This is a genomic window from Methylomonas methanica, assembly GCF_001644035.1.
Classification (GTDB): domain Bacteria; phylum Pseudomonadota; class Gammaproteobacteria; order Methylococcales; family Methylomonadaceae; genus Methylomonas; species Methylomonas methanica_A.
On record NZ_LUUG01000081.1, the window covers coordinates 34,557 to 53,329 of the forward strand.

Annotated in this window: 17 protein-coding genes; 14 read left to right on the plus strand and 3 right to left on the minus strand. The window is 49.1% G+C overall.

From position 1 onward, the window contains the following. Window positions 1–16 precede the first annotated feature (16 nt). Complete coding sequence (locus A1332_RS14025; protein WP_064009111.1) at window positions 17–1,381, plus strand: S41 family peptidase; 1,365 nt, start codon at window positions 17–19, stop codon at window positions 1,379–1,381. Between the two features lie 103 nt (window positions 1,382–1,484). Here the strand turns inward: A1332_RS14025 and A1332_RS14030 are convergent, their stop codons facing one another. Beyond that, entirely contained in the window at window positions 1,485–1,940 is a 456-nt protein-coding gene (locus A1332_RS14030; RefSeq protein ID WP_064009112.1) for a DUF934 domain-containing protein, read from the minus strand. Then, window positions 1,927–3,579 (minus strand): nitrite/sulfite reductase, encoded by a 1,653-nt coding sequence (locus A1332_RS14035; protein ID WP_064009113.1) that lies wholly within the window; start codon window positions 3,577–3,579, stop codon window positions 1,927–1,929. Before A1332_RS14035 ends, A1332_RS14030 begins: the two co-directional genes overlap by 14 nt. Before the next feature lie 212 nt (window positions 3,580–3,791). Between A1332_RS14035 and nhaD the strand changes: the two genes are divergently transcribed. The 3 genes from nhaD to rpmE all read left to right on the plus strand — a co-directional run bounded on the left by nhaD (window position 3,792) and on the right by rpmE (window position 7,142). Further along, the gene (gene nhaD / locus A1332_RS14040) at window positions 3,792–5,102 is read left to right on the plus strand and encodes a sodium:proton antiporter NhaD (RefSeq protein WP_231886565.1); all 1,311 of its coding nucleotides are present in this window, start codon (window positions 3,792–3,794) and stop codon (window positions 5,100–5,102) included. Between the two features lie 252 nt (window positions 5,103–5,354). Continuing rightward, window positions 5,355–6,746 (plus strand): AmpG family muropeptide MFS transporter, encoded by a 1,392-nt coding sequence (locus A1332_RS14045; RefSeq protein WP_082879695.1) that lies wholly within the window; start codon window positions 5,355–5,357, stop codon window positions 6,744–6,746. Window positions 6,747–6,941: 195 nt separating this feature from the next. Further along, window positions 6,942–7,142 carry a 50S ribosomal protein L31 gene (gene rpmE / locus A1332_RS24840; protein ID WP_081607938.1) on the plus strand — a complete coding sequence of 67 codons (201 nt, stop codon included), beginning with the start codon at window positions 6,942–6,944 and terminating at the stop codon, window positions 7,140–7,142. A gap of 72 nt (window positions 7,143–7,214) precedes the next feature. Here the strand turns inward: rpmE and A1332_RS14050 are convergent, their stop codons facing one another. Next, window positions 7,215–9,578: a penicillin-binding protein 1A gene (locus A1332_RS14050; protein WP_064009115.1), complete on the minus strand. Its 2,364-nt coding sequence runs from the start codon at window positions 9,576–9,578 to the stop codon at window positions 7,215–7,217. A gap of 212 nt (window positions 9,579–9,790) precedes the next feature. On the opposite strand from A1332_RS14050, the gene A1332_RS14055 reads away from it, so the two are divergent. The 10 genes from A1332_RS14055 to xerC form a co-directional block, all read left to right on the plus strand. After that, window positions 9,791–10,852 (plus strand): pilus assembly protein PilM, encoded by a 1,062-nt coding sequence (locus tag A1332_RS14055; RefSeq protein WP_020483743.1) that lies wholly within the window; start codon window positions 9,791–9,793, stop codon window positions 10,850–10,852. Beyond that, entirely contained in the window at window positions 10,852–11,424 is a 573-nt protein-coding gene (locus A1332_RS14060) for a PilN domain-containing protein (RefSeq protein WP_064009116.1), read from the plus strand. Before A1332_RS14055 ends, A1332_RS14060 begins: the two co-directional genes overlap by 1 nt. Then, a complete protein-coding gene (locus A1332_RS14065; RefSeq protein ID WP_064009117.1) occupies window positions 11,421–12,047 on the plus strand; it encodes a type 4a pilus biogenesis protein PilO in 627 nt (208 codons plus the stop codon). The genes A1332_RS14060 and A1332_RS14065 overlap by 4 nt, the downstream gene beginning before the upstream one ends. Continuing rightward, window positions 12,044–12,601 (plus strand): pilus assembly protein PilP, encoded by a 558-nt coding sequence (locus A1332_RS14070; protein WP_064009118.1) that lies wholly within the window; start codon window positions 12,044–12,046, stop codon window positions 12,599–12,601. The genes A1332_RS14065 and A1332_RS14070 overlap by 4 nt, the downstream gene beginning before the upstream one ends. A gap of 2 nt (window positions 12,602–12,603) precedes the next feature. Further along, window positions 12,604–14,841: a type IV pilus secretin PilQ gene (pilQ, locus tag A1332_RS14075; protein ID WP_064009119.1), complete on the plus strand. Its 2,238-nt coding sequence runs from the start codon at window positions 12,604–12,606 to the stop codon at window positions 14,839–14,841. 141 nt (window positions 14,842–14,982) lie between these two features. Then, complete coding sequence (lptM, locus tag A1332_RS24845) at window positions 14,983–15,108, plus strand: LPS translocon maturation chaperone LptM (RefSeq protein ID WP_081607937.1); 126 nt, start codon at window positions 14,983–14,985, stop codon at window positions 15,106–15,108. A gap of 3 nt (window positions 15,109–15,111) precedes the next feature. Further along, window positions 15,112–16,368 (plus strand): diaminopimelate decarboxylase, encoded by a 1,257-nt coding sequence (gene lysA / locus A1332_RS14080; RefSeq protein ID WP_064009120.1) that lies wholly within the window; start codon window positions 15,112–15,114, stop codon window positions 16,366–16,368. Beyond that, complete coding sequence (dapF, locus tag A1332_RS14085) at window positions 16,368–17,195, plus strand: diaminopimelate epimerase (protein ID WP_064009123.1); 828 nt, start codon at window positions 16,368–16,370, stop codon at window positions 17,193–17,195. Before lysA ends, dapF begins: the two co-directional genes overlap by 1 nt. Further along, window positions 17,192–17,881 (plus strand): DUF484 family protein, encoded by a 690-nt coding sequence (locus A1332_RS14090; RefSeq protein WP_064009121.1) that lies wholly within the window; start codon window positions 17,192–17,194, stop codon window positions 17,879–17,881. The genes dapF and A1332_RS14090 overlap by 4 nt, the downstream gene beginning before the upstream one ends. A gap of 5 nt (window positions 17,882–17,886) precedes the next feature. Continuing rightward, window positions 17,887–18,773, plus strand: an 887-nt coding sequence (xerC, locus tag A1332_RS14095) for a tyrosine recombinase XerC (protein WP_064009124.1), incomplete at its 3' end; no start/stop codon positions are given.

Consider the following 18,773-nt stretch of genomic DNA (forward strand, 5'->3'; position numbering starts at 1 on the left):
TGGAGTTTTAAAACACATGCTAAAAAACAGAAATATTTTGATTTTATTGGTCGGTTTTATTTTGGGTGCGACGCTGAGTTTGTGTAGCAGCGTCCTGGCGGAAAAGGAAACGCCTGTTTCGACAAAGGTGGATGATTTACAGGCCTTGCCTTTTGATGAGTTGCGGACGTTTACCGAGATATTCGGGCGTATCAAACAGGATTATGTCGAGCCCGTATCCGACAAAAAGCTGTTGGAAGATGCGATTCGCGGCATGTTGTCCGGACTGGATCCGCATTCGGCTTATCTGGCTAGCGAAGAATACAAAGAGTTGCAAGAAGGCACGACTGGCCAGTTCGGTGGTTTGGGAATTGAAGTGGGCATGGAAAACGGCTTCGTAAAAGTCGTATCGCCGATTGACGATACGCCCGCACAACGCGCCGGCATCAAAGCGGGCGATTTGATCGTGCGTCTTGATGACAAGCCGGTCAAGGGTATGACGTTGGCCGATGCGGTAAAAATTATGCGTGGTGAGCCCGGTAGTGACATTGTGCTGACCGTCGTTCGCGAAGGCGAAGAGGCGCCGCTGAAATTTACTTTGACCCGTGACATCATCAAAGTCAAAAGCGTTAAAAACAAACTGCTGGAAAAAAATTACGGTTACCTGAGAATCAGTAGCTTCCAATCCGGTACTGGTCAAGGCTTGCTGGATGCGGTTGACGAACTGAAAAAAGAAAACGAAGGTCCGTTGAAAGGCATTGTGTTGGATTTGCGTAACAATCCTGGCGGTGTATTGAATGCTGCTGTCGATGTGAGTGATGCGTTCATTGAATCCGGCTTAATCGTCTACACCGAAGGCAGAATCAAAAACTCAGAAATGCGTTTTAGTGCAACGCCAGACGATATTATTAACGGCGCGCCGATTGTGGTATTGATTAATGGCGGTTCGGCCTCGGCATCGGAAATTGTTGCCGGTGCGTTGCAAGATCACAAACGAGCCATCATCATGGGTGAGAAGTCTTTCGGTAAGGGCTCGGTGCAAACCATTCTGCCAACCAGTAACGGTGCAGCGGTCAAGCTGACTACGGCTCGCTACTTTACGCCTTCCGGTCGCTCCATTCAGGCTCAGGGTATCGAGCCCGATGTGACTTTAGCGAGAGTGAAACTGGAGTCATTGGATAAAGCCAAGATCGAGTCGATTAAAGAAGCTGATCTGACTCATCACTTGACTAACGGTAACGCCAAGCCAGAGAAAAAATCCGAAGAAGAGGATAAGGACGATGCGAAAGATCAGTCTGAAAAGGACGGAGATACCAACGAATCTTCAGAGGCGGAAATTCGCGATTATCCTTTGCATGAAGCGTTGAATCTGCTGAAAGGTATCAGCATCATGAGAAAGTAACCTAAAAGTATTAGGCAAAGAAAAACCCGCTTGACGATATCCGTCAAGCGGGTTTTTTATTGTTTGGCGTTTGAAATTTTCGGGTGTTTCGCTATGTTCTGGCTTAGTTTGTCGATGCCTGATAGCGTACCGAGAAATTGTTCATGGCTGCGAGAGCTTCTTGGATATGGTTTGGGTCGGTAAACTCAAACGCATTGACGCCCACTCGCGCCAAATAAAATACTTGGTCAGGCAGATAATCACCAACAGCTCTAATTTCCCCTTGATAAGCGTCGCGGCTTCGTAACAAGCGGGCTTGCGAAAAAAGCCTGCCGTCGCCGAATATCGGAAAATTAAGCTCGATTACGGCAATTTTGCTCAGATCGTCAGCAAGCTGTTCAATTTGGTCGCTGGGGTTGAGGCGCACGCCAGCTTGGCTGGAACGTTTGAGCAATTGTTCTTTATCGGCGAGCCAGCGGGCTAATGTTACGGTGATGTCGCCGATTTCCGGCAGCGGGCTGTCGTCGGTAATAAAAGTCCAGGTATTTTCTACCAACTGTCGATCTTTAATGATTTGCATAAACTCTTTCTTTAAATGGTTCCAGGCCAACGCGTTTGACGGTTTCTAAGAAGGTTTCGTCTTCAAGGCGTTGTTTGACATAGACGTCTAAAATAGTAGTGATGGTGGCGGTAATTTGGTCCTTGGGAACCGACGGGCCTAAGCGTTCGCCTATTGCTGCTTCGTTTTCCGATGAGCCGCCCAAGGTGATTTGATACCATTCCTCGCCATGCTTATCGACTCCGAGAATGCCGATATGGCCGACACTTTGATGGGCGCAGCCGTTCATGCAGCCGGACATATTGATTTTAATGTCGCCGATGTCGTGGATGTAATCCAGGTCATCCAGTGCTTCGTTTATTTCTTTCGCTACGCCGATCGATCCGGCATTGGCGAGCGAGCAAAAATCCAGGCCGGGGCAGCAAATCATGTCGGTGACGGTGCCAATATTGGGCGTAGCCAATTTGATTGCGTCTAGCTGTTGCCACACCGTAAACAGATCTGCTTGTTTCACATCGGCCAACACCAAATTTTGCCGATGTGTGCTTCTGATTTCGCCAAAGCTGTATTGGTCAGCCAGATCGGCCACTGCTTCCAGTTGCTTATCGGTCATATCGCCGGGTGGCGAATCAGGTGCTTTTAACGACAAATAAACGCCGCGATAGCCGGCGATTTTATGCTCGACAGTATTGTATTTAACCCATTTTGCAAAGCCAGCGTCAGCAGATAAATGTGTGTCGAAGGAGCTGTCATTGCATGCGGACGAATCGTAAGCCGGTGGGGCAAACTGCGCTTTCATCTCTTCTATGCGCTCATTGGTCAGCAGCATTTCATCCTTAATGCGCAGCCATTCCTTTTCGACCATGGCGGTAAATTTCTCCAGGCCGGTTTCCTTCACCAAGATTTTGATGCGCGCTTTATATTTGTTGTCGCGTCTGCCGAACAAGTTGTAGACCCGCAAAATCGCTTCCAAATACGACAGCAGATGTTGTTTTTCCAGGAAGGGTCTAACAGTTTGACCAATGATGGGCGTTCTGCCCAAGCCGCCGCCGGCCAGGATTCTAAAACCGATTTCGCCCGCTTCGTTTTTTACCAGATACACACCAATGTCGTGGAACTGCACGGCTGCGCGGTCATGCGTGGCGCCGCTAACGGCGATCTTGAATTTGCGAGGTAAAAAGGCAAATTCCGGATGCAGTGTCGTCCATTGGCGAATAATCTCGCAATAGGGGCGCGGATCTTCAATTTCGTCTTTGCAAATGCCGGCTAGGTGGTCGGACGAGGTGTTTCTCAGGCAGTTGCCGCTGGTTTGTATCGCATGCATTTGCACCGTTGCCAGTTCGGCAAGCAAATCGGGTACCCGGCTAAGCTCCGGCCAGTTATATTGCACGTTTTGCCGAGTTGTGAAATGACAATAGCCATGATCGTAGTCACGGGCTACCGATGCCAGCTTACGTAATTGCTTGGAGGAGAGTAGCCCGTAAGGCACTGCGACACGGAGCATGGGTGCATGGGTTTGCACATACAAGCCGTTCATCAGACGTAAGGCTCTGAATTGGTCCGGGCCGAGTTCGCCGCTTAAAAAACGTTGGGTTTGACCGCGGAACTCATTAACGCGCTCTTCGATAAGTATTTGATCTTGCTTGTTATATTGATACATTTAAAGGCGATGCTTGGTTTACATACTATTTTGCTAGGTATCTGAATAATATACTGGCCGGGATTAAATGACAAAGAATATTGTATGGTGATAACATGCCCGGTTAGTTTTTTCCGCTTTCAATAATGACTAAAACATAGAGGATAAAGGGGGCTATCTTGTTGCGCTTACTGTTAATTTTGGCCGGCTTGCTGTTTTTGCCGGAAATCGCCATGGCTGAAGAGTTTCACAACCTCGGCTTAACCGGAACCGAGCGGGGGATATACACCGTTCTGATTTTCTTGGTGGCCTATGGATTTGTGATGGCCGAAGAATTTACGCATTTGCGTAAATCCAAACCGGTTATTTTTGCTGCGGCCGTTATCTGGGGGCATGTGGCAATATTGGCTCAGGAAGCCGGTGTTTCCGGTGAAGAGCTGCATAAGGCTTTTGAGCATGACTTAAAAGAATATGCCGAATTGATGTTGTTTTTGCTGGTGGCAATGACCTATATCAATTCCATGGCGGAGCGTAATGTGTTCGAAGCGTTGCGTTCTTGGTTGATTAGAAAGCAGTTTGGCTATAAACAGCTATTTTGGATCACCGGTATCATTACATTTTTTCTGTCGGCGGTTGCCGATAACCTGACTTCCGCATTGTTGGTCGGCGCGGTGGTGATGGCGGTTGGTGCGGACAACGAGAAATTCGTGTCGGTCGGTTTTGTTAACTTGGTGATCGCGGCCAATGCGGGTGGGGCATTTTGCCCGTTCGGAGATATTACCACCCTGATGGTTTGGCAAGCGGGTTATGCTGAATTCTTCGATTTTTTCAAGCTGTTTATACCTTCGGTTGTGAACTTCGTGGTGCCTGCTTTTTTCATGGCGCAAGCGGTTCCAGACGGTCAGCCCTTGGCAACCAACGAAGTGGCCGTGCAGTTGAAACCCGGTGGCTGGGTGGTTTGCGGTTTGTTTGGCGTGACTATCGGTTTGGCTGTTAGCTTCAAGCAATTGCTGCATTTGCCGCCATTCATGGGCATGATGTTCGGTATGTCAATATTGATGCTGTTCACCTACTACTTAAAAGTCCGCTTCCCTTCAGAGGAGGGTGGTCCACACATCGACGTATTTGATCGTGTTAAAGAAGCAGAGTGGGATACGTTGTTGTTCTTCTTTGGCGTGGTCTTCGCGGTGGGTGGCTTGGGTTATATCGGTTATCTGGAGTTGTTATCCGGCGCAATGTATGACGGTTTGGGTCAAACCACCGCCAACATCCTGGTCGGTATTATTTCAGCGGTGGTCGATAACATTCCGGTGATGTTCGCGGTACTGAACATGAATCTGGATATGGATCTGTATCAATGGTTGCTGGTTACCTTGACTGCCGGTGTGGGTGGTTCATTGTTCTCTGTAGGTTCTGCTGCGGGTGTGGCTTTAATGGGGCAATCCAATCACAAATACACTTTCTTCAGTCACTTGAAATGGACGCCGGTTATCGCTGCGGGTTATGCGGCGAGTATCGTTACCCATTACTTAATCAACGGTTAATTCGCCGATTTTGATAAAACTGCAATAAAATCAGGGAAAGCGCGTGACAAAGACTGTCAAAGTTGGCGTAGCGCTTTCTCTATTCACACTCAGCGCATTGCGCTGAGTGTGTTTTTCTCACCTTTTCCGCCGGTATTTCTCTCTCTTGTGTAAACGACCTTGTCGGTCTGGCTGATGAGCAGGTTTCTCTATCCATCGTCGGCTATTTCAGTTTGGTGGGCGTAGCTTACTCGTTTGAAGTATTATTGCTGCATGACCACACCAACGCATGGCAACCCTTCTTTGGCTGACAAGCCGTCGCTGGAAACCCAGTCTGTAACCGCGACCAACCCCGCCGCGCGCCGCAAACGTTCCGCGCTGGAGGTGATGCGTGAGCTTAAGCAGCCCAAGGTCGCTGTTATGCTGGCGCTGGGCTTTGCCTCGGGCCTGCCCTTCCTGCTGACAGCCAACACTTTCGGTTACTGGCTGCGGGACGATGGCACTAGCCTGGCCGCCATTGGGTTCATCTCCTGGGTTGGCTTTGCCTACGCTTTCAAAGTCTACTGGTCGCCGCTGGTGGACCATATCGATGTGCCGCTGCTGGGCCGTTTGGGGCGGCGTCGTGGTTGGATGCTACTGTGCCAGATTCTGGTTACGATCGGGTTGCTGGGTATGGCTACTGTCGGGACGGCGGGCGGGCTGGCGGCCATTGGTGCTTTCGCCTTGTTGACGGCCTTCGCATCAGCCACTCAGGACATCGCCATCGACGCTTGGCGCATCGAATCCGCTTCCGACACCGACGAAGTAGGTTTGATGACTTCGGCGGCGCAGGTCGGATACCGTGTCGCCCTGATCATTACCGACGCCTTGATCATCGCGGCGGCGGCCCGTATCGGGTGGAGCATGTCCTACGCTGCCATGGCGGTGTTGATGGCGCTTTGCATCATAGCAACCTTGTTCGCCTCTGAACCAGCCCGCGCCGAGGTGGTGCGGTACCATAAGTCTCCGTTATGGACCTTGCGCGGCCTCGCCGACGCGGTCATCGGTCCGTTCATCGACTTCTTCGCCAACCACAAGGTGACCGGACTGCTTATGCTGCTGATGGTGGCGCTCTATCGCCTGCCCGACTTCGTGATGGGGCCAATGTACAACCCGTACTATCACGACCTGGGGCTATCCAAGGATACGGTTGCCTGGGTGCGCGGCTCATTCGGGCTGGTTGCCACTTTTTTCGGTATTGCCGCTGCAGGTCTCAGTGCGGTTCGACTCGGTCTATTGCAAACACTGATCGCGGGGCTTGTGTTCGAGGGGTGTGGCACGGCGGCATTCGCCTTGCTTAGCGTCAGCGCTGACACGACAATTTTCGCAGCAGTCATGACCCTCGACGCTTTTGCCCAGTCTTTCGCTGGTGTGGCCCTGGTAATCTATATGTCGAGACTGACCAGCCTGGGCTACACTGCCACTCAGTACGCGATGCTGTCGTCAATCTACGCCTTGCTTGGCAAATTTCTGAAAGGATTCTCCGGGATTGCGGTTGAAACGCTCACGCCGATCTACGGGCTGCTCGGCGCCTATGCTACCGCGTTTGTGGCCACTGGCCTGACTGCGGTTCCGCCCCTGCTGTTATTGCTGCTGCTTTGGCGTGTGCAGAATATTAAGCGATAGCTCTAATCTTTACCTATTCTGAGCTCATTGGTCTAGCGGCAGTGATTTTATTGGTGTTGTTGATGAGGATGACCGATCATAGTGATACTGTCGAATGCTAAGTGAATAGCCAAAGTTGTTGCAGATCGCCTTACGAGATCGTATCATAAGCAGTTCTCTATCAAGTATGTAGCCCGGAACGGGTATGTGAGCGCTATGAAACCAGAAATACATCCAGAATATAAACAAATTACCGTAACTTGCGGGTGCGGCAATACTTTTCAAACCGGTTCTGTGCTGGCTTCTGATTTACACATTGAGGTGTGTTCTTCTTGCCATCCGTTTTATACCGGTAAACAACGCGTCGTTGATACGTCGGGTCGTGTTGATAAATTCCGTAAAAAATTCGGGAAATAAAGATTTTTCGAGAAGTTTTGTTCGGCCGTCGATCAATTGGCGGCCAGATTCTTCCTAGTTATACAACGCCTTTCAAAATAACGCTTCTTCCGCAAAAATCTCATCCTCTGCGGGTTCTTCAGATTTTGGTGTCGATTTTGCCGTCGGTACCGTTTCTTCGCTGAAATATTCCCAAATACCTCCTCTCGCTTCCTGATCCAGCAACAGCCCGTCCGCCGGATTGATGTAGGCTTGGATTATCCCGCTTGGCTGCGTTAATGGCTTTTCCGGGAAGTTTTGCTGTACGGCCTTCATGAATTTAATCCACATCGGTAAGGCCGCTTTGCCGCCAGTCTCGCCGTGACCAAGCGGTAACGAATTATCGAAGCCTATCCATGCAGAGGCCACTATATCCGTAGCAAAACCGTTAAACCAAGCGTCTCTTTGTTCATTCGTGGTGCCTGTTTTGCCGGCCAAATCGTTACGGCCCAATTGTTTGGCCTGGGTTGCCGTGCCGCGTTGTACAACATCTCGCAGCAAGCTGTTTGCCAGGAAATTGATTTTTGCTGAAATAGCGCGTGGCGCGCGGTTCGGCGGAGGCGGATCTTGGTCGAGGCAATCGGCGCATGCCAGTGGCGGGTTTGCCTGAAACAACAAGTTGCCTTTGTGATCTTCAATGCGCTCGATGAGATAGGGTTTTACCAAATATCCGCCGTTGGCAAATACCGCATAGGCGGATGCCATGCGCAAGGGAGAGGCATAGCCGCTACCCAAGGCCAGGGACAGCGTGCCGGGTAATTGTTCTTTATCGAAACCGAAGCGCATGGCCGTGTCTATTGCCTGGGATACGCCGATTTCCTGCAGCAAGCGCACTGAGACCAGATTGATCGATTCGCGTAGCGCAACTCTTAACGACGTCGGGCCCAGAAAACGGCGGCTATAGTTTTCCGGGCGCCAATCGTTTTCTTGCGAGGGATCCTCGATCACGATGGGTGCGTCATTAATGATGCTGGCTGCGGTGAAGCCCTTTTCCAATGCAGCTGTATAAATAACAGGTTTGAATCCCGAGCCAGGTTGGCGTTTGGATTGCGTAGCCCTGTTGTATTTGCTGTGATAAAAATCAAAGCCGCCGCATAACGCCAAAATCGCGCCATTGTTGGGATTAAGCGCTACAAAAGCAGCTTCCGCATTCGGAATTTGCGTGAGTGCCCATTCATCTTTTGCTAGTTGTCTAACCCAGATGATGTCGTTCGGTTTAAGAAAAGCCTTGCCGGTGCCGATATTTTTTTCAGGGTAAGGTTTTGCCCATTCAATATTTTTCCAGGTGATGTTGATCTGCGAGTTGTCATACAGTTTTGCGGTCACACCGGAATCGGCTACTGCTGTTATTAGGGCTTGCCGGGTATCTCCAACAACACTGTCGGTAAGTTGAATGCCATTTTTTTGCACATTCTTGTGGGGAAAGCCGCGATAGCCGTGGCGCTCGTCATATTCGTGCAGTGTTTTTTGCAAAGCGTCTTCTGCTGCTAACTGAAATTGGCTAGGGACGGTGGTGAAAATTTTCAAACCCAAGGTATAGGCTGTCTCGCCGTATTTGGACATGACTTCTTGCCTAACCATTTCCGCTATGTATGGCGCCTGTAGCTCGACATTTATCGGCTGAATCTCCGCGTTATCGACTGCTTGCACGGCAATTTCGTAGTCGTGTTGGCTTATGTAGTTTAAATCCAGCATTCGGCGCAATACGTAATTCCGCCGTTCTATGGCGCGCTGAGGATTGGCTATCGGATTGTAAATGGATGGCGCTTTCGGCAGGCCGGCAATCATCGCTTGCTGGTGAAGGGTGAGCTCGGAAATATCTTTACCGTAATAGGTTTGCGCGGCTGCTGCTACGCCATAGGCACGTTGGCCCATGTAAATTTTGTTTAAATAAAGATCCATAATCTGATCTTTGGAATATTGCCGCTCAATTTTCAGTGCAAGAATGATTTCCTTGAGCTTGCGCAAGTAGGTTCTTTCATTGCTAAGCAGGAAATTACGGGCGACTTGCATCGTGATGGTACTGCCGCCTTGCCGCTTCTTGCCGGTAAGGGCTAACTGGCTCACCGCGCGCAACAGGCCTTTGAAATCGACGCCGTTATGTTTATAAAAACGATCATCTTCCGCCGCGATGAAAGCCTTGATCAATTGCGGTGGCACTTGCGCGATGTCGGTCGGGATTCTGCGCTTCTCGCCAAACTGAGCTATCAGCAGGTTATCTTGGCTGTAGATATTCAATGGCATTTGATATTGAACGTGTTGTAACTGGTCTATATCCGGCAGTTCCTTGTCGAGTTCGAGCAGGAAAAAATAAACAGCAATTAGAAATGTGCCGATAAAAGCCAACGAGCAGAAGGTCAGCCACTTAAAAAGTGTCTTGATCAGGGATTTGGGTTTGGGGGCTTTCTTAATGGGCACTGAAATTCAAACGCACTGCTAAAATACAAATTGCCGGTCAAAATAAACCCTTTTGATATCAGGAACAACCTAAAGTTACTTGTAAAGTGGTTTATCTAAGAGGATGAAAATAAAAAAATCTACTATACTTCAGGCCCATGTGGGTTCTGCAAGCCTCGTCTGAGCATGCTTGAGCCAAATTCAATCATATTCGATCTAAAAAGGGTTCATTCATGAGCTGGTTGAGCAGGAATCCGTCGGCTGTGCTGGGTGTGGATATTAGTACAGCTGCGGTTAAATTGTTGGAATTGAGCCGGGTCGGTGCTCGTTACCGGGTAGAAAGTTACTCGGTGGCCCCGTTACCTCAGGATGCCATAGTCGATAAGAACATCACCAATATAGAGCAAATCGGCGCGGTAATAAAAGCGGCGGTAAAGCAATCCGGTACTCGGGCAAAGCAGGCGAGCGTCGCGGTTGCGGGTTCATCGGTGATGACCAAGATTATTTCGATGCCTGCCTCTTTGTCCGATAGGGACATGGAGGAGCAGATCATGGTCGAGGCCGATCAGTACATTCCTTATTCGCTGGACGAAGTCAATCTCGATTTCGAAGTTCAGGGCATCACCAAAAATAATCCGGATATGGTCGATGTGTTGCTGGCGGCTTCTCGGCGGGAAAATATCGAGGACAGGGTTGCCGCGCTGGCCTATGCTGGCTTGAAAGCCGTTGTCGTCGATGTGGAAGCTTTTGCGATGGAAAATGCGTTTTCCTTGTTGGCGGATCAGTTGCCGGAAGGTGCCGGCAATATGACTGTCGCCATTGCCGACATTGGGGCAACCATGACATCGCTGAACATTCTGCATGAAGGTAAAACTGTTTATACCCGGGAGCAGGGCTTTGGCGGAAAACAGCTAACCGAAGAGATTCAGCGTCGCTACGGCCTGTCTTATGAAGAAGCCGGTTTGGCCAAGAAGCACGGCGGCTTGCCGGACAATTACGTAACCGATGTGCTGGAACCCTTCAAAAAAGCCATGTTGCAGCAAATCGCCAGATCGTTGCAATTCTTCGTTTCCTCTAGCGCCAATCGCGGCGTCGATGCGTTGGTACTGGCCGGTGGTTGCGCATCAATCGCGGGTTTGGACAAATTGGTGGAACGTGATCTGGGCATCCCGTCTTACATTGCCAATCCGTTCATCAACATGGCGCTTTCTAATCGGGTCAAACCGCAAAGTCTGAGTAACGATACTCCAGCGATGATGATAGCGTGCGGTTTAGCGTTAAGGAGTTTCGATTAATGGCAAGAATTAATTTACTCCCCTGGCGAGAAGAGCTGCGTAAAAAAAAGCAGCAGGATTTTGTGGCGGGTATCGGTGCCGGTATTTTGGTGACAGCACTGATTTTGGTCGTAGTCTTTATGTATATCGAAGGGATCAAAGAATATCAGACCCGCAGAAACACGCTTTTGCAAAACGAAATAGCCATCTTGGATAAGCGAATTCAAGAAATCAAGGAAATTGAAGACAAGAAAAATAGGTTGCTGACCAAAATTGAAGTAATCCAAAAGTTGCAGGAAAGCCGGCCGGAGGTAGTGCATTTATTCGATGAATTGGCCAAAACCACGCCTGATGGTATTTACCTGACGAAATTTGCCCAAGCCGGGTCGGTTTTGACTTTGGACGGGAAGGCGGAATCGAATGCGCGAGTGTCTGCATACATGCGGGCTATCGATAACTCGCCTTGGATGAATACCTCTGTGCTTACTGTAATCAAAGGTGAAGGCAAGAAAGACGGCCAGATGAACGACTTCACGATGACTGCCAAGCAAGGTAAGAAGACCGATAAGCCACAACCAGGAGTCGTCAAATGAATTTGTCTGAAATAAATTGGGACATCAATTCGGCGGGTAGCTGGCCGACGCCGCTAAAAATCATTGTCATACTTATTTTTTCGGTTTTAACAGCGGCGGCTGGCGTTTACTTTGTTACGGTGCCGCAGCTGGATGAATTAGATGTGCTTGAAAAACAAGAGGAGAGTTTGAAAAGTGCGTTTGAAGTTAAGCAGAAAAAGGCTGTCAACCTCCAGGATTACCGCGACCAGCTGGATCAAATCGAAGCGTCGCTAGGCGAGATGCTGAAGCAAATGCCCACCAAAGCTGAAGTGGCTAGCTTGTTGGTTGATATTTCCCAAACCGGTTTGGCAAGTGGCCTGGAGTTTAAATTGTTTCAACCCAGCACCGAAATTAACAGAGAGTTTTATTCTGAATTGCCAATTGGCATCCATGTTGTCGGGAAGTATGAAGAATTGGGATTGTTTGTCAGTGGTTTGGCTTCGCTACCTAGGATTGTGACGGTGCACGATGTGGTGATGACGCCGATGGGTAAAGAAGGCAAAGATGGTATGAGCATGACTGCAACCATAAAAACCTATAACGAGGGTGAAGCAGCGCAAGCTGCTGGCGGACCGGCGGCCAAGAAAAGGAGAGGGCAATGAGGTGCGCTGGTGTGAAAGTGTTTTCGATCCTGTCTGCATTGACTGTGCTTTTGGTCGGTATGACGGGTTGCGGCAGCGACGATGTCAGCGATCTGACCAAGTACATTCAAGACGTAAAAGCTCGTCCCAAGGCAGCTATCGAACCCTTGCCTGAAATTAAAGTGGTTGAGTCGTTTATATTCAAACCCGATGGTTTACGGGACCCGTTTAGGTCAATTGAAAGAAAGGATGACGACAGCAATATCGATGTCTCCGGTATAAACGGTATAAAGCCTGATATAGAACGCCGGAAGGAAGAGTTGGAAGCGTATCCGCTGGACAGTCTGCGCATGGTTGGAACTTTGCGCAATGACAAAGGCTATTGGGGTTTGGTAAGAGCTAGGGATGGGACTATCCACCGAGTCCAGGTGGGGCACCATATGGGCCAAAATTACGGCAAGATACTGCGTATTCTTGACGACAAAATAGAGCTAATGGAAATCGTACCTGATAAGCCGGGCACTTGGCGCGAACAACAGTCTTCACTAGCATTGGCCGATGAAAAAGGGTTATAGAAATGAGTACTAAACAAAATAAAAACGGATGGAAAGCGGCCGGCTTCGGTTTCTGGTGTTCAGTGTTGCTGGGTTGTTTTATGCACGTTGCCCTGGTGCGCGCCGATGACGGAGCAATAAACAACTTAGAGTTTTCCACCTTGGCCGGAAACCAAGTGCAAGTGCAATTGGAAATGGATGGGCCGATAGTGACGCCAAAAATTTTTCAGACCGATAACCCTTCGAGAATTGCTTTGGACTTTGCCGGCGTAAAAAGTAATTTGGCAAAAAAGAGCTTTCCTATCAATCAAGGTGCCGCAGGTACTGTGTATGTGGTGGAGGCGTCGGGGCGTACGCGGGTTATTATTAACTTGATAGAAAAAGTACCTTACGAAACCAAAATCGAGGGCAATAAGTTTTATGTGGTGTTGAAGTCTAGCGGAACCGTCGCGGCGGTAAACCGAGCAGTACAGCAAGCACCCGCGGCCAAGGACTCGGTGATTAGTAAGTTTTTACCGGAACAAAACATAAAAAGTATTGATTTTCGACGCGGCCCCAACGGTGAGGGACGCTTGTTGCTGGGTTTATCAGCGGCGAATACGGTCGTGGATGCGAAGCAAAATGCCGGTAAAGTGGTATTAAGCTTTCTAAATACCAGGTTGCCGGAATCTTTAGTCAAAAGTTTCGACGTGTCGGACTTTGCGACACCTGTGCAAAAAATCGAAGCCTCTCCAAGAGGCGATAGCGTCAACATCGTCATAACACCTAACAACGGTAATTACGATTACTCGTCCTATCAGTCCGATAACTTGTTGACTGTTGAGTTTCGGCCTCTGACACCGGCGGAAAAGGAAGCGCAGCAAAAAGAAAAATTCCCGTATATCGGCAACAAATTGTCATTGAATTTTCAAGACATTGAAGTGCGCTCGGTCCTGCAAATTCTAGCCGACTTTACCGAGCTCAATATCATTGCCGCCGATTCGGTGGCGGGCAACGTTACGCTCAGATTGAACGATGTACCTTGGGACCAGGCTTTGGAATTGATTTTAAAATCCAAAGGTTTGGCAAAAAGACAGAATGGTAATGTGGTGATGGTGGCCCCGGTTGCCGAGATCATGAAAATAGAGCAGGAAGAACTGGATTCGAAAAAAATATTCGAAGAGTTGGAGCCGTTAAAAACCGAAAATATTCAGATCAATTACGCGAAAGCGGGGGAAATTTGCGGTGTATTGATGGGGGTAGGTAATAACTCGCAAGGCGGCCAATCAGGAGCGGGGGCGAGCAGTGGCGGCGGTGGTTGCGGAGGTGGCGGTGGCTCCGTTGCATCGCAACAGGCCGGAGTCGGGCAGAATAGTCAAGGTGGTGGGTCAGCAAGTATGCGGTTGCTATCGCCACGCGGTACGGCGATTGTCGATGCCAGGACTAATACCCTGATTGTCAAGGATACGGCAAAGGCCATGGAAGATGTACGCAGAATGATCAAGCTATTGGACGTGCCTGTACGCCAAGTATTGATCGAATCGCGGATCGTAATAGCGGATACCTCGTTTGCGCAGAATTTAGGTACCAAGTTTGGTGTGGCGCATAAAACTGACATAAATAGCGGAACGCAATACGGAATGACGGCCAGTGGCGCCGAAACCAGCGAAAATTCGCAAATTCTGTCGGATTTGGGATCCGCATTGGCGGCCTCCAGCGGCGGAGCCTTAGCCTTAACCCTGGCGCGCGGCGCGGATTATCTTTTGAATCTTGAGATCAGTGCACTGCAGGATGATGGTAAAGGCGAGTTGGTATCCAATCCGCGGGTAATGACTAGCGACATGGTGCAAGCCTCTATCAAACAAGGTGTGCAGATTCCTTATCAGACCCAAAGTCAGTCGACTGGCCCGGTAACGGAATTGGTCGATGCGGTGCTGGAGTTGAATGTTACGCCGCAGATTACCCCGAGCGGTAGCGTAATCATGTTGCTCGACATTAAAAAAGATTCGCCGGGAACACCGTTGGCAACAGGTGGTAATGCCACGGTACCAATCGATACCCGGCAGTTGAAAACCAAAGTTCAAGTTGAAGATGGCGAAACCGTGGTGTTGGGTGGTATTTACGAGTCAACCGTTCAGGAATCGTTTAATACCGTGCCATGGGTGTCGGATTTGCCGGTGATTGGCTGGATGTTCAAGAAAAGTGTAAAAAACGATACCAAAAAAGAGTTATTGGTGTTTATCACGCCTAAAGTGGTGAAAGAGTCTATGACGGCAAAGTGAGTCGTCGTTTCACCGATTGGCAAAAAGGGGCTTCATGCCCCTTTTTTTGTGGCTTACCGCGATGGGGCGGCTACCTTGCGTTCGTTCTTTTAAGGCGTCGGCTATGCTATATTCGGCGTTCACTACCCAATCGTTACGAATATGACGACAAACAATATTTTAACTCTAGTTCTTTGGGCGCTGTTGTTGCAGGCCTGCGGCCAAACCGGCCCTTTATATATGCCGGATAGCCCGCCGCCAATTTACGTACCCAAACAAGATAAATAAGCCATGGATTTTTTTAATTATCGGCAACACGAGCTGTTTGCCGAAAGCATTCCTGTTGACGAAATTGCCGAAAACTACGGCACCCCCTGTTACGTCTACTCCCGAGCGACCTTGGAGAGGCATTGGCAAGCCTTCGATCAAGGCTTTGCCGGTCACCCACACCTTATTTGTTATGCTGTAAAAGCAAATTCAAATATTGCTATTCTCAACCTGTTGGCGCGACTTGGGTCTGGGTTCGACATCGTGTCGCTTGGTGAGCTGCAGCGCGTGTTAACTGCGGGCGGCAGTCCGGACAAAATTGTGTTTTCCGGGGTCGGTAAACGCGAAGATGAAATCCTGGCGGCGCTGAAAATAGGTATACGCTGTTTTAACGTGGAAGTCAGCGGCGAACTTGATCGTATCAACCGATTGGCCGGTGAGTTGGGCGTTGTCGCTCCCGTGTCCTTTCGGGTCAACCCGGATGTTGATGCCAAGACGCATCCTTATATTTCCACCGGTTTGAAAGAGAATAAATTCGGGATCGATATCAAGCAAGCCATTCATGAATACCGGCGTGCTGCACAGATGCCTAATATCGAAATAGTCGGTATCGATTGTCATATTGGCTCCCAATTGACGGAAACGGTACCGTTTCTGGATGCGTTGGATAGGGTGTTGGCATTGGTCGATGAACTGCAAGAGGAAGGTATTGAATTGCACCACCTCGATTTAGGCGGTGGCCTGGGTATTTGTTATCGCGATGAGCATCCCCCGCAACCTTCTGAGTATATTTCAGCTTTGCTGCAACGTTTGGCGGGGCGGAGTTTTGAAATTCTATTGGAGCCGGGGCGTGCAATCGTTGGCAATGCCGGAATATTGCTAACCAGAGTGGAATACCTTAAGCCAACAGACAATAAAAACTTTGCCATTGTTGACGCGGCAATGAATGATCTAGTCAGGCCGGCTTTATACGGGGCATGGCAGGAAATTATTCCAGCTAATGGGGATAGTGATCAGGCCGAGTTGGATTGGGATATTGTCGGTCCAGTTTGCGAAACGGGTGACTTTCTAGGTAAAGCTCGGTCATTAAAGCTGAAACAAGGCGATTTATTGGCGGTTCGCTCAGCGGGCGCCTACGGATTTACGATGAGTTCAAACTATAACTCGAGGCCGCGCGCGGCGGAAGTAATGGTGGATGGCGATAAAACGTATATTATTCGAGCCCGAGAAACTCTGGAGCAGTTGTGGGTTGGCGAGCAGGTTTTGCCTGAGTGGTTATGATGATTAATTTCACCAAAATGCAGGGGTTGGGCAATGATTTTGTCGTGATCGACGCTATAAACCAGCAAATACAATTGACTACCGAACAGATTCGATTTTTGGCGGATCGCCATTTTGGCGTGGGCTGCGATCAATTGTTATTGGTGGAAAAGCCGATTAGCGCCAATGCGGAATTTAAATACCGAATCTTTAATGCTGACGGTAGCGAGGTTGCGCAGTGCGGGAACGGTGCGCGTTGCTTTGCGCGCTTTGTGCGCGACAAAGGCTTAAGCAATAAAGACGAAATTATTGTTGATACTGACGCGAGACAACTGACTCTTCGATTCGGTGCGGGAGGTTTGATCACCGTTGAAATGGGCGTCCCCGCACTTGAGCCAAAGCAAATACCGCTGAAGGTTTCCGAGCGGTCCAAGTTATATACAGTGAAGTTGGCGGAAATTGAAGTCGAATTCGCAGCGGTATCTATGGGCAATCCTCATGCGGTTATCCGGGTCGATGATGTGGCAAATGCACCTGTTTCATCTGTCGGGGCACAACTAGAGCGTCATGAGATGTTTCCAGAGCGAGCTAATATTGGTTTTATGCAAATTGTTAATCGCCGGCAAATCAAATTGCGAGTTTACGAGCGCGGTGCGGCCGAAACTCTGGCTTGTGGTAGCGGGGCGTGCGCTGCTGTTGTCGCGGGTATCGAGCAAGGTTTGTTGGATCAGAATGTTCAGGTTCAATTGCCTGGCGGCGAATTAATTATTAGTTGGACTGGTAGCGGTCATCCTGTGCTGATGATGGGAGCGGCTGCCACGGTATTCGAGGGACAAATAAAATTATGAGCAGTGAACCAAAAGACTTATTGACCGAAGCCCATGTTACGGCTTATTTGCAAGACCATCCTGAGTTTTTCCAGAATCACCTGGATTTGCTGGAGAAGATGCATATACCTCACCCCAGCGGAAATGCGATATCGCTAATCTCCAAACAATTGGAAATTTTTCGGGCGAAGCACCAGGAGCAAGAAAATCAACTAACCGCATTGATTGATATTGCTCGGGAAAACGACGCATCCTTCAATCGCATGCATGAGTTGACGCTAGCTATGCTAGAAGCAAATTCTTTGGAGGATGCGGTCGCTAATTTAAGTGAGGTGTTGGCTGAATGTTTTTTCACTGATTTCGTGGCCATTAAAATCATTAAAGAGCAACCGCTGTCGCCGATCAGTAATTTATTTGTCGGGGCGGATGATGCTAATTTGAAGCATTTTTCCAATGAATTAACGACAAACCAGCCGAAATGCGGTCGGCCTACTTTGGCGCAAGCTAGGTTTTTGTTCGGGGATGTGGCTGCGGAAGTCCGTTCGGCCGCAATCATACCCATGGTGTTTACGCAGCTTGATGGGTTGTTGGCAATCGGCAGCCGCGATGAATCCCGCTTTCACTATAGTATGGGCAGTATATTTCTTACCCAAATGAGCGAAATTATCGGGACGCGTCTTATTTCATTACTACAGCAAATGGATTGAATATCATGCATGCCGAAGCGGATGACGCCTTACAGCTGTATTTTTGTTATCTAGTTTCGGAAAAGCGTGTTGCCGACCATACGTCAACGAATTACCAGCGGGACTTAAAACGTTTTCAAAGTTTTTGCAATGTGCAAGAGCTTAGGCTTTGGCAGCAAGTTCAAGATCGCGATGTGCGGAACTATATTGCCGGGCGCCATAAAAACGGTATAGGAAGTAAGACGATTCAGCGCGAACTTGCTGCGCTACGTAGTTTTTATCGATTTTTGCTCAAAACTAACCAAGTGGCGCATAACCCTGCTCAGCATGTGCAGGCGCCTAAAGTGTCAAAAAGGCTTCCTCATGTGTTGGATGTCGATCAGATGATGGGGATGTTAAATGCAACGCCAGATTCGGTTTTGGAAACCCGCGACTTGGCGATGTTCGAATTGTTTTATTCCTCAGGTTTGCGACTTAGCGAGTTGGTAATGCTTGATTTGTTGGACATCGATTTTAGCGAAGGCTTTTTGAGAGTGCGCTTTGGTAAAGGCGGCAAGCAAAGACAATTGCCTATTGGTAAGAAGGCTCTTGACGCGCTTAAGGTTTGGTTGGCAAATAGGCCTGGTTCAGGGCAAGCAGTATTCGTTTCTCTACAGGGCCGTCGCTTGTCACAAAGAAGTGTGCAACTTAGATTGGATCGCTGGGGTAAAAAAAACGGGATAGCCGAGCACCTTCACCCGCATATGCTAAGACATTCGTTCGCAAGCCACTTGCTGGAAGCCAGTAAGGATATTAGGGCAGTGCAAGAGTTATTAGGGCATAGCAATATTTCGACGACGCAGATATACACGCATTTGGATTTTCAGCATTTAGCGGCTGTATATGATCAAGCACATCCACGCTCGCGGAAGGT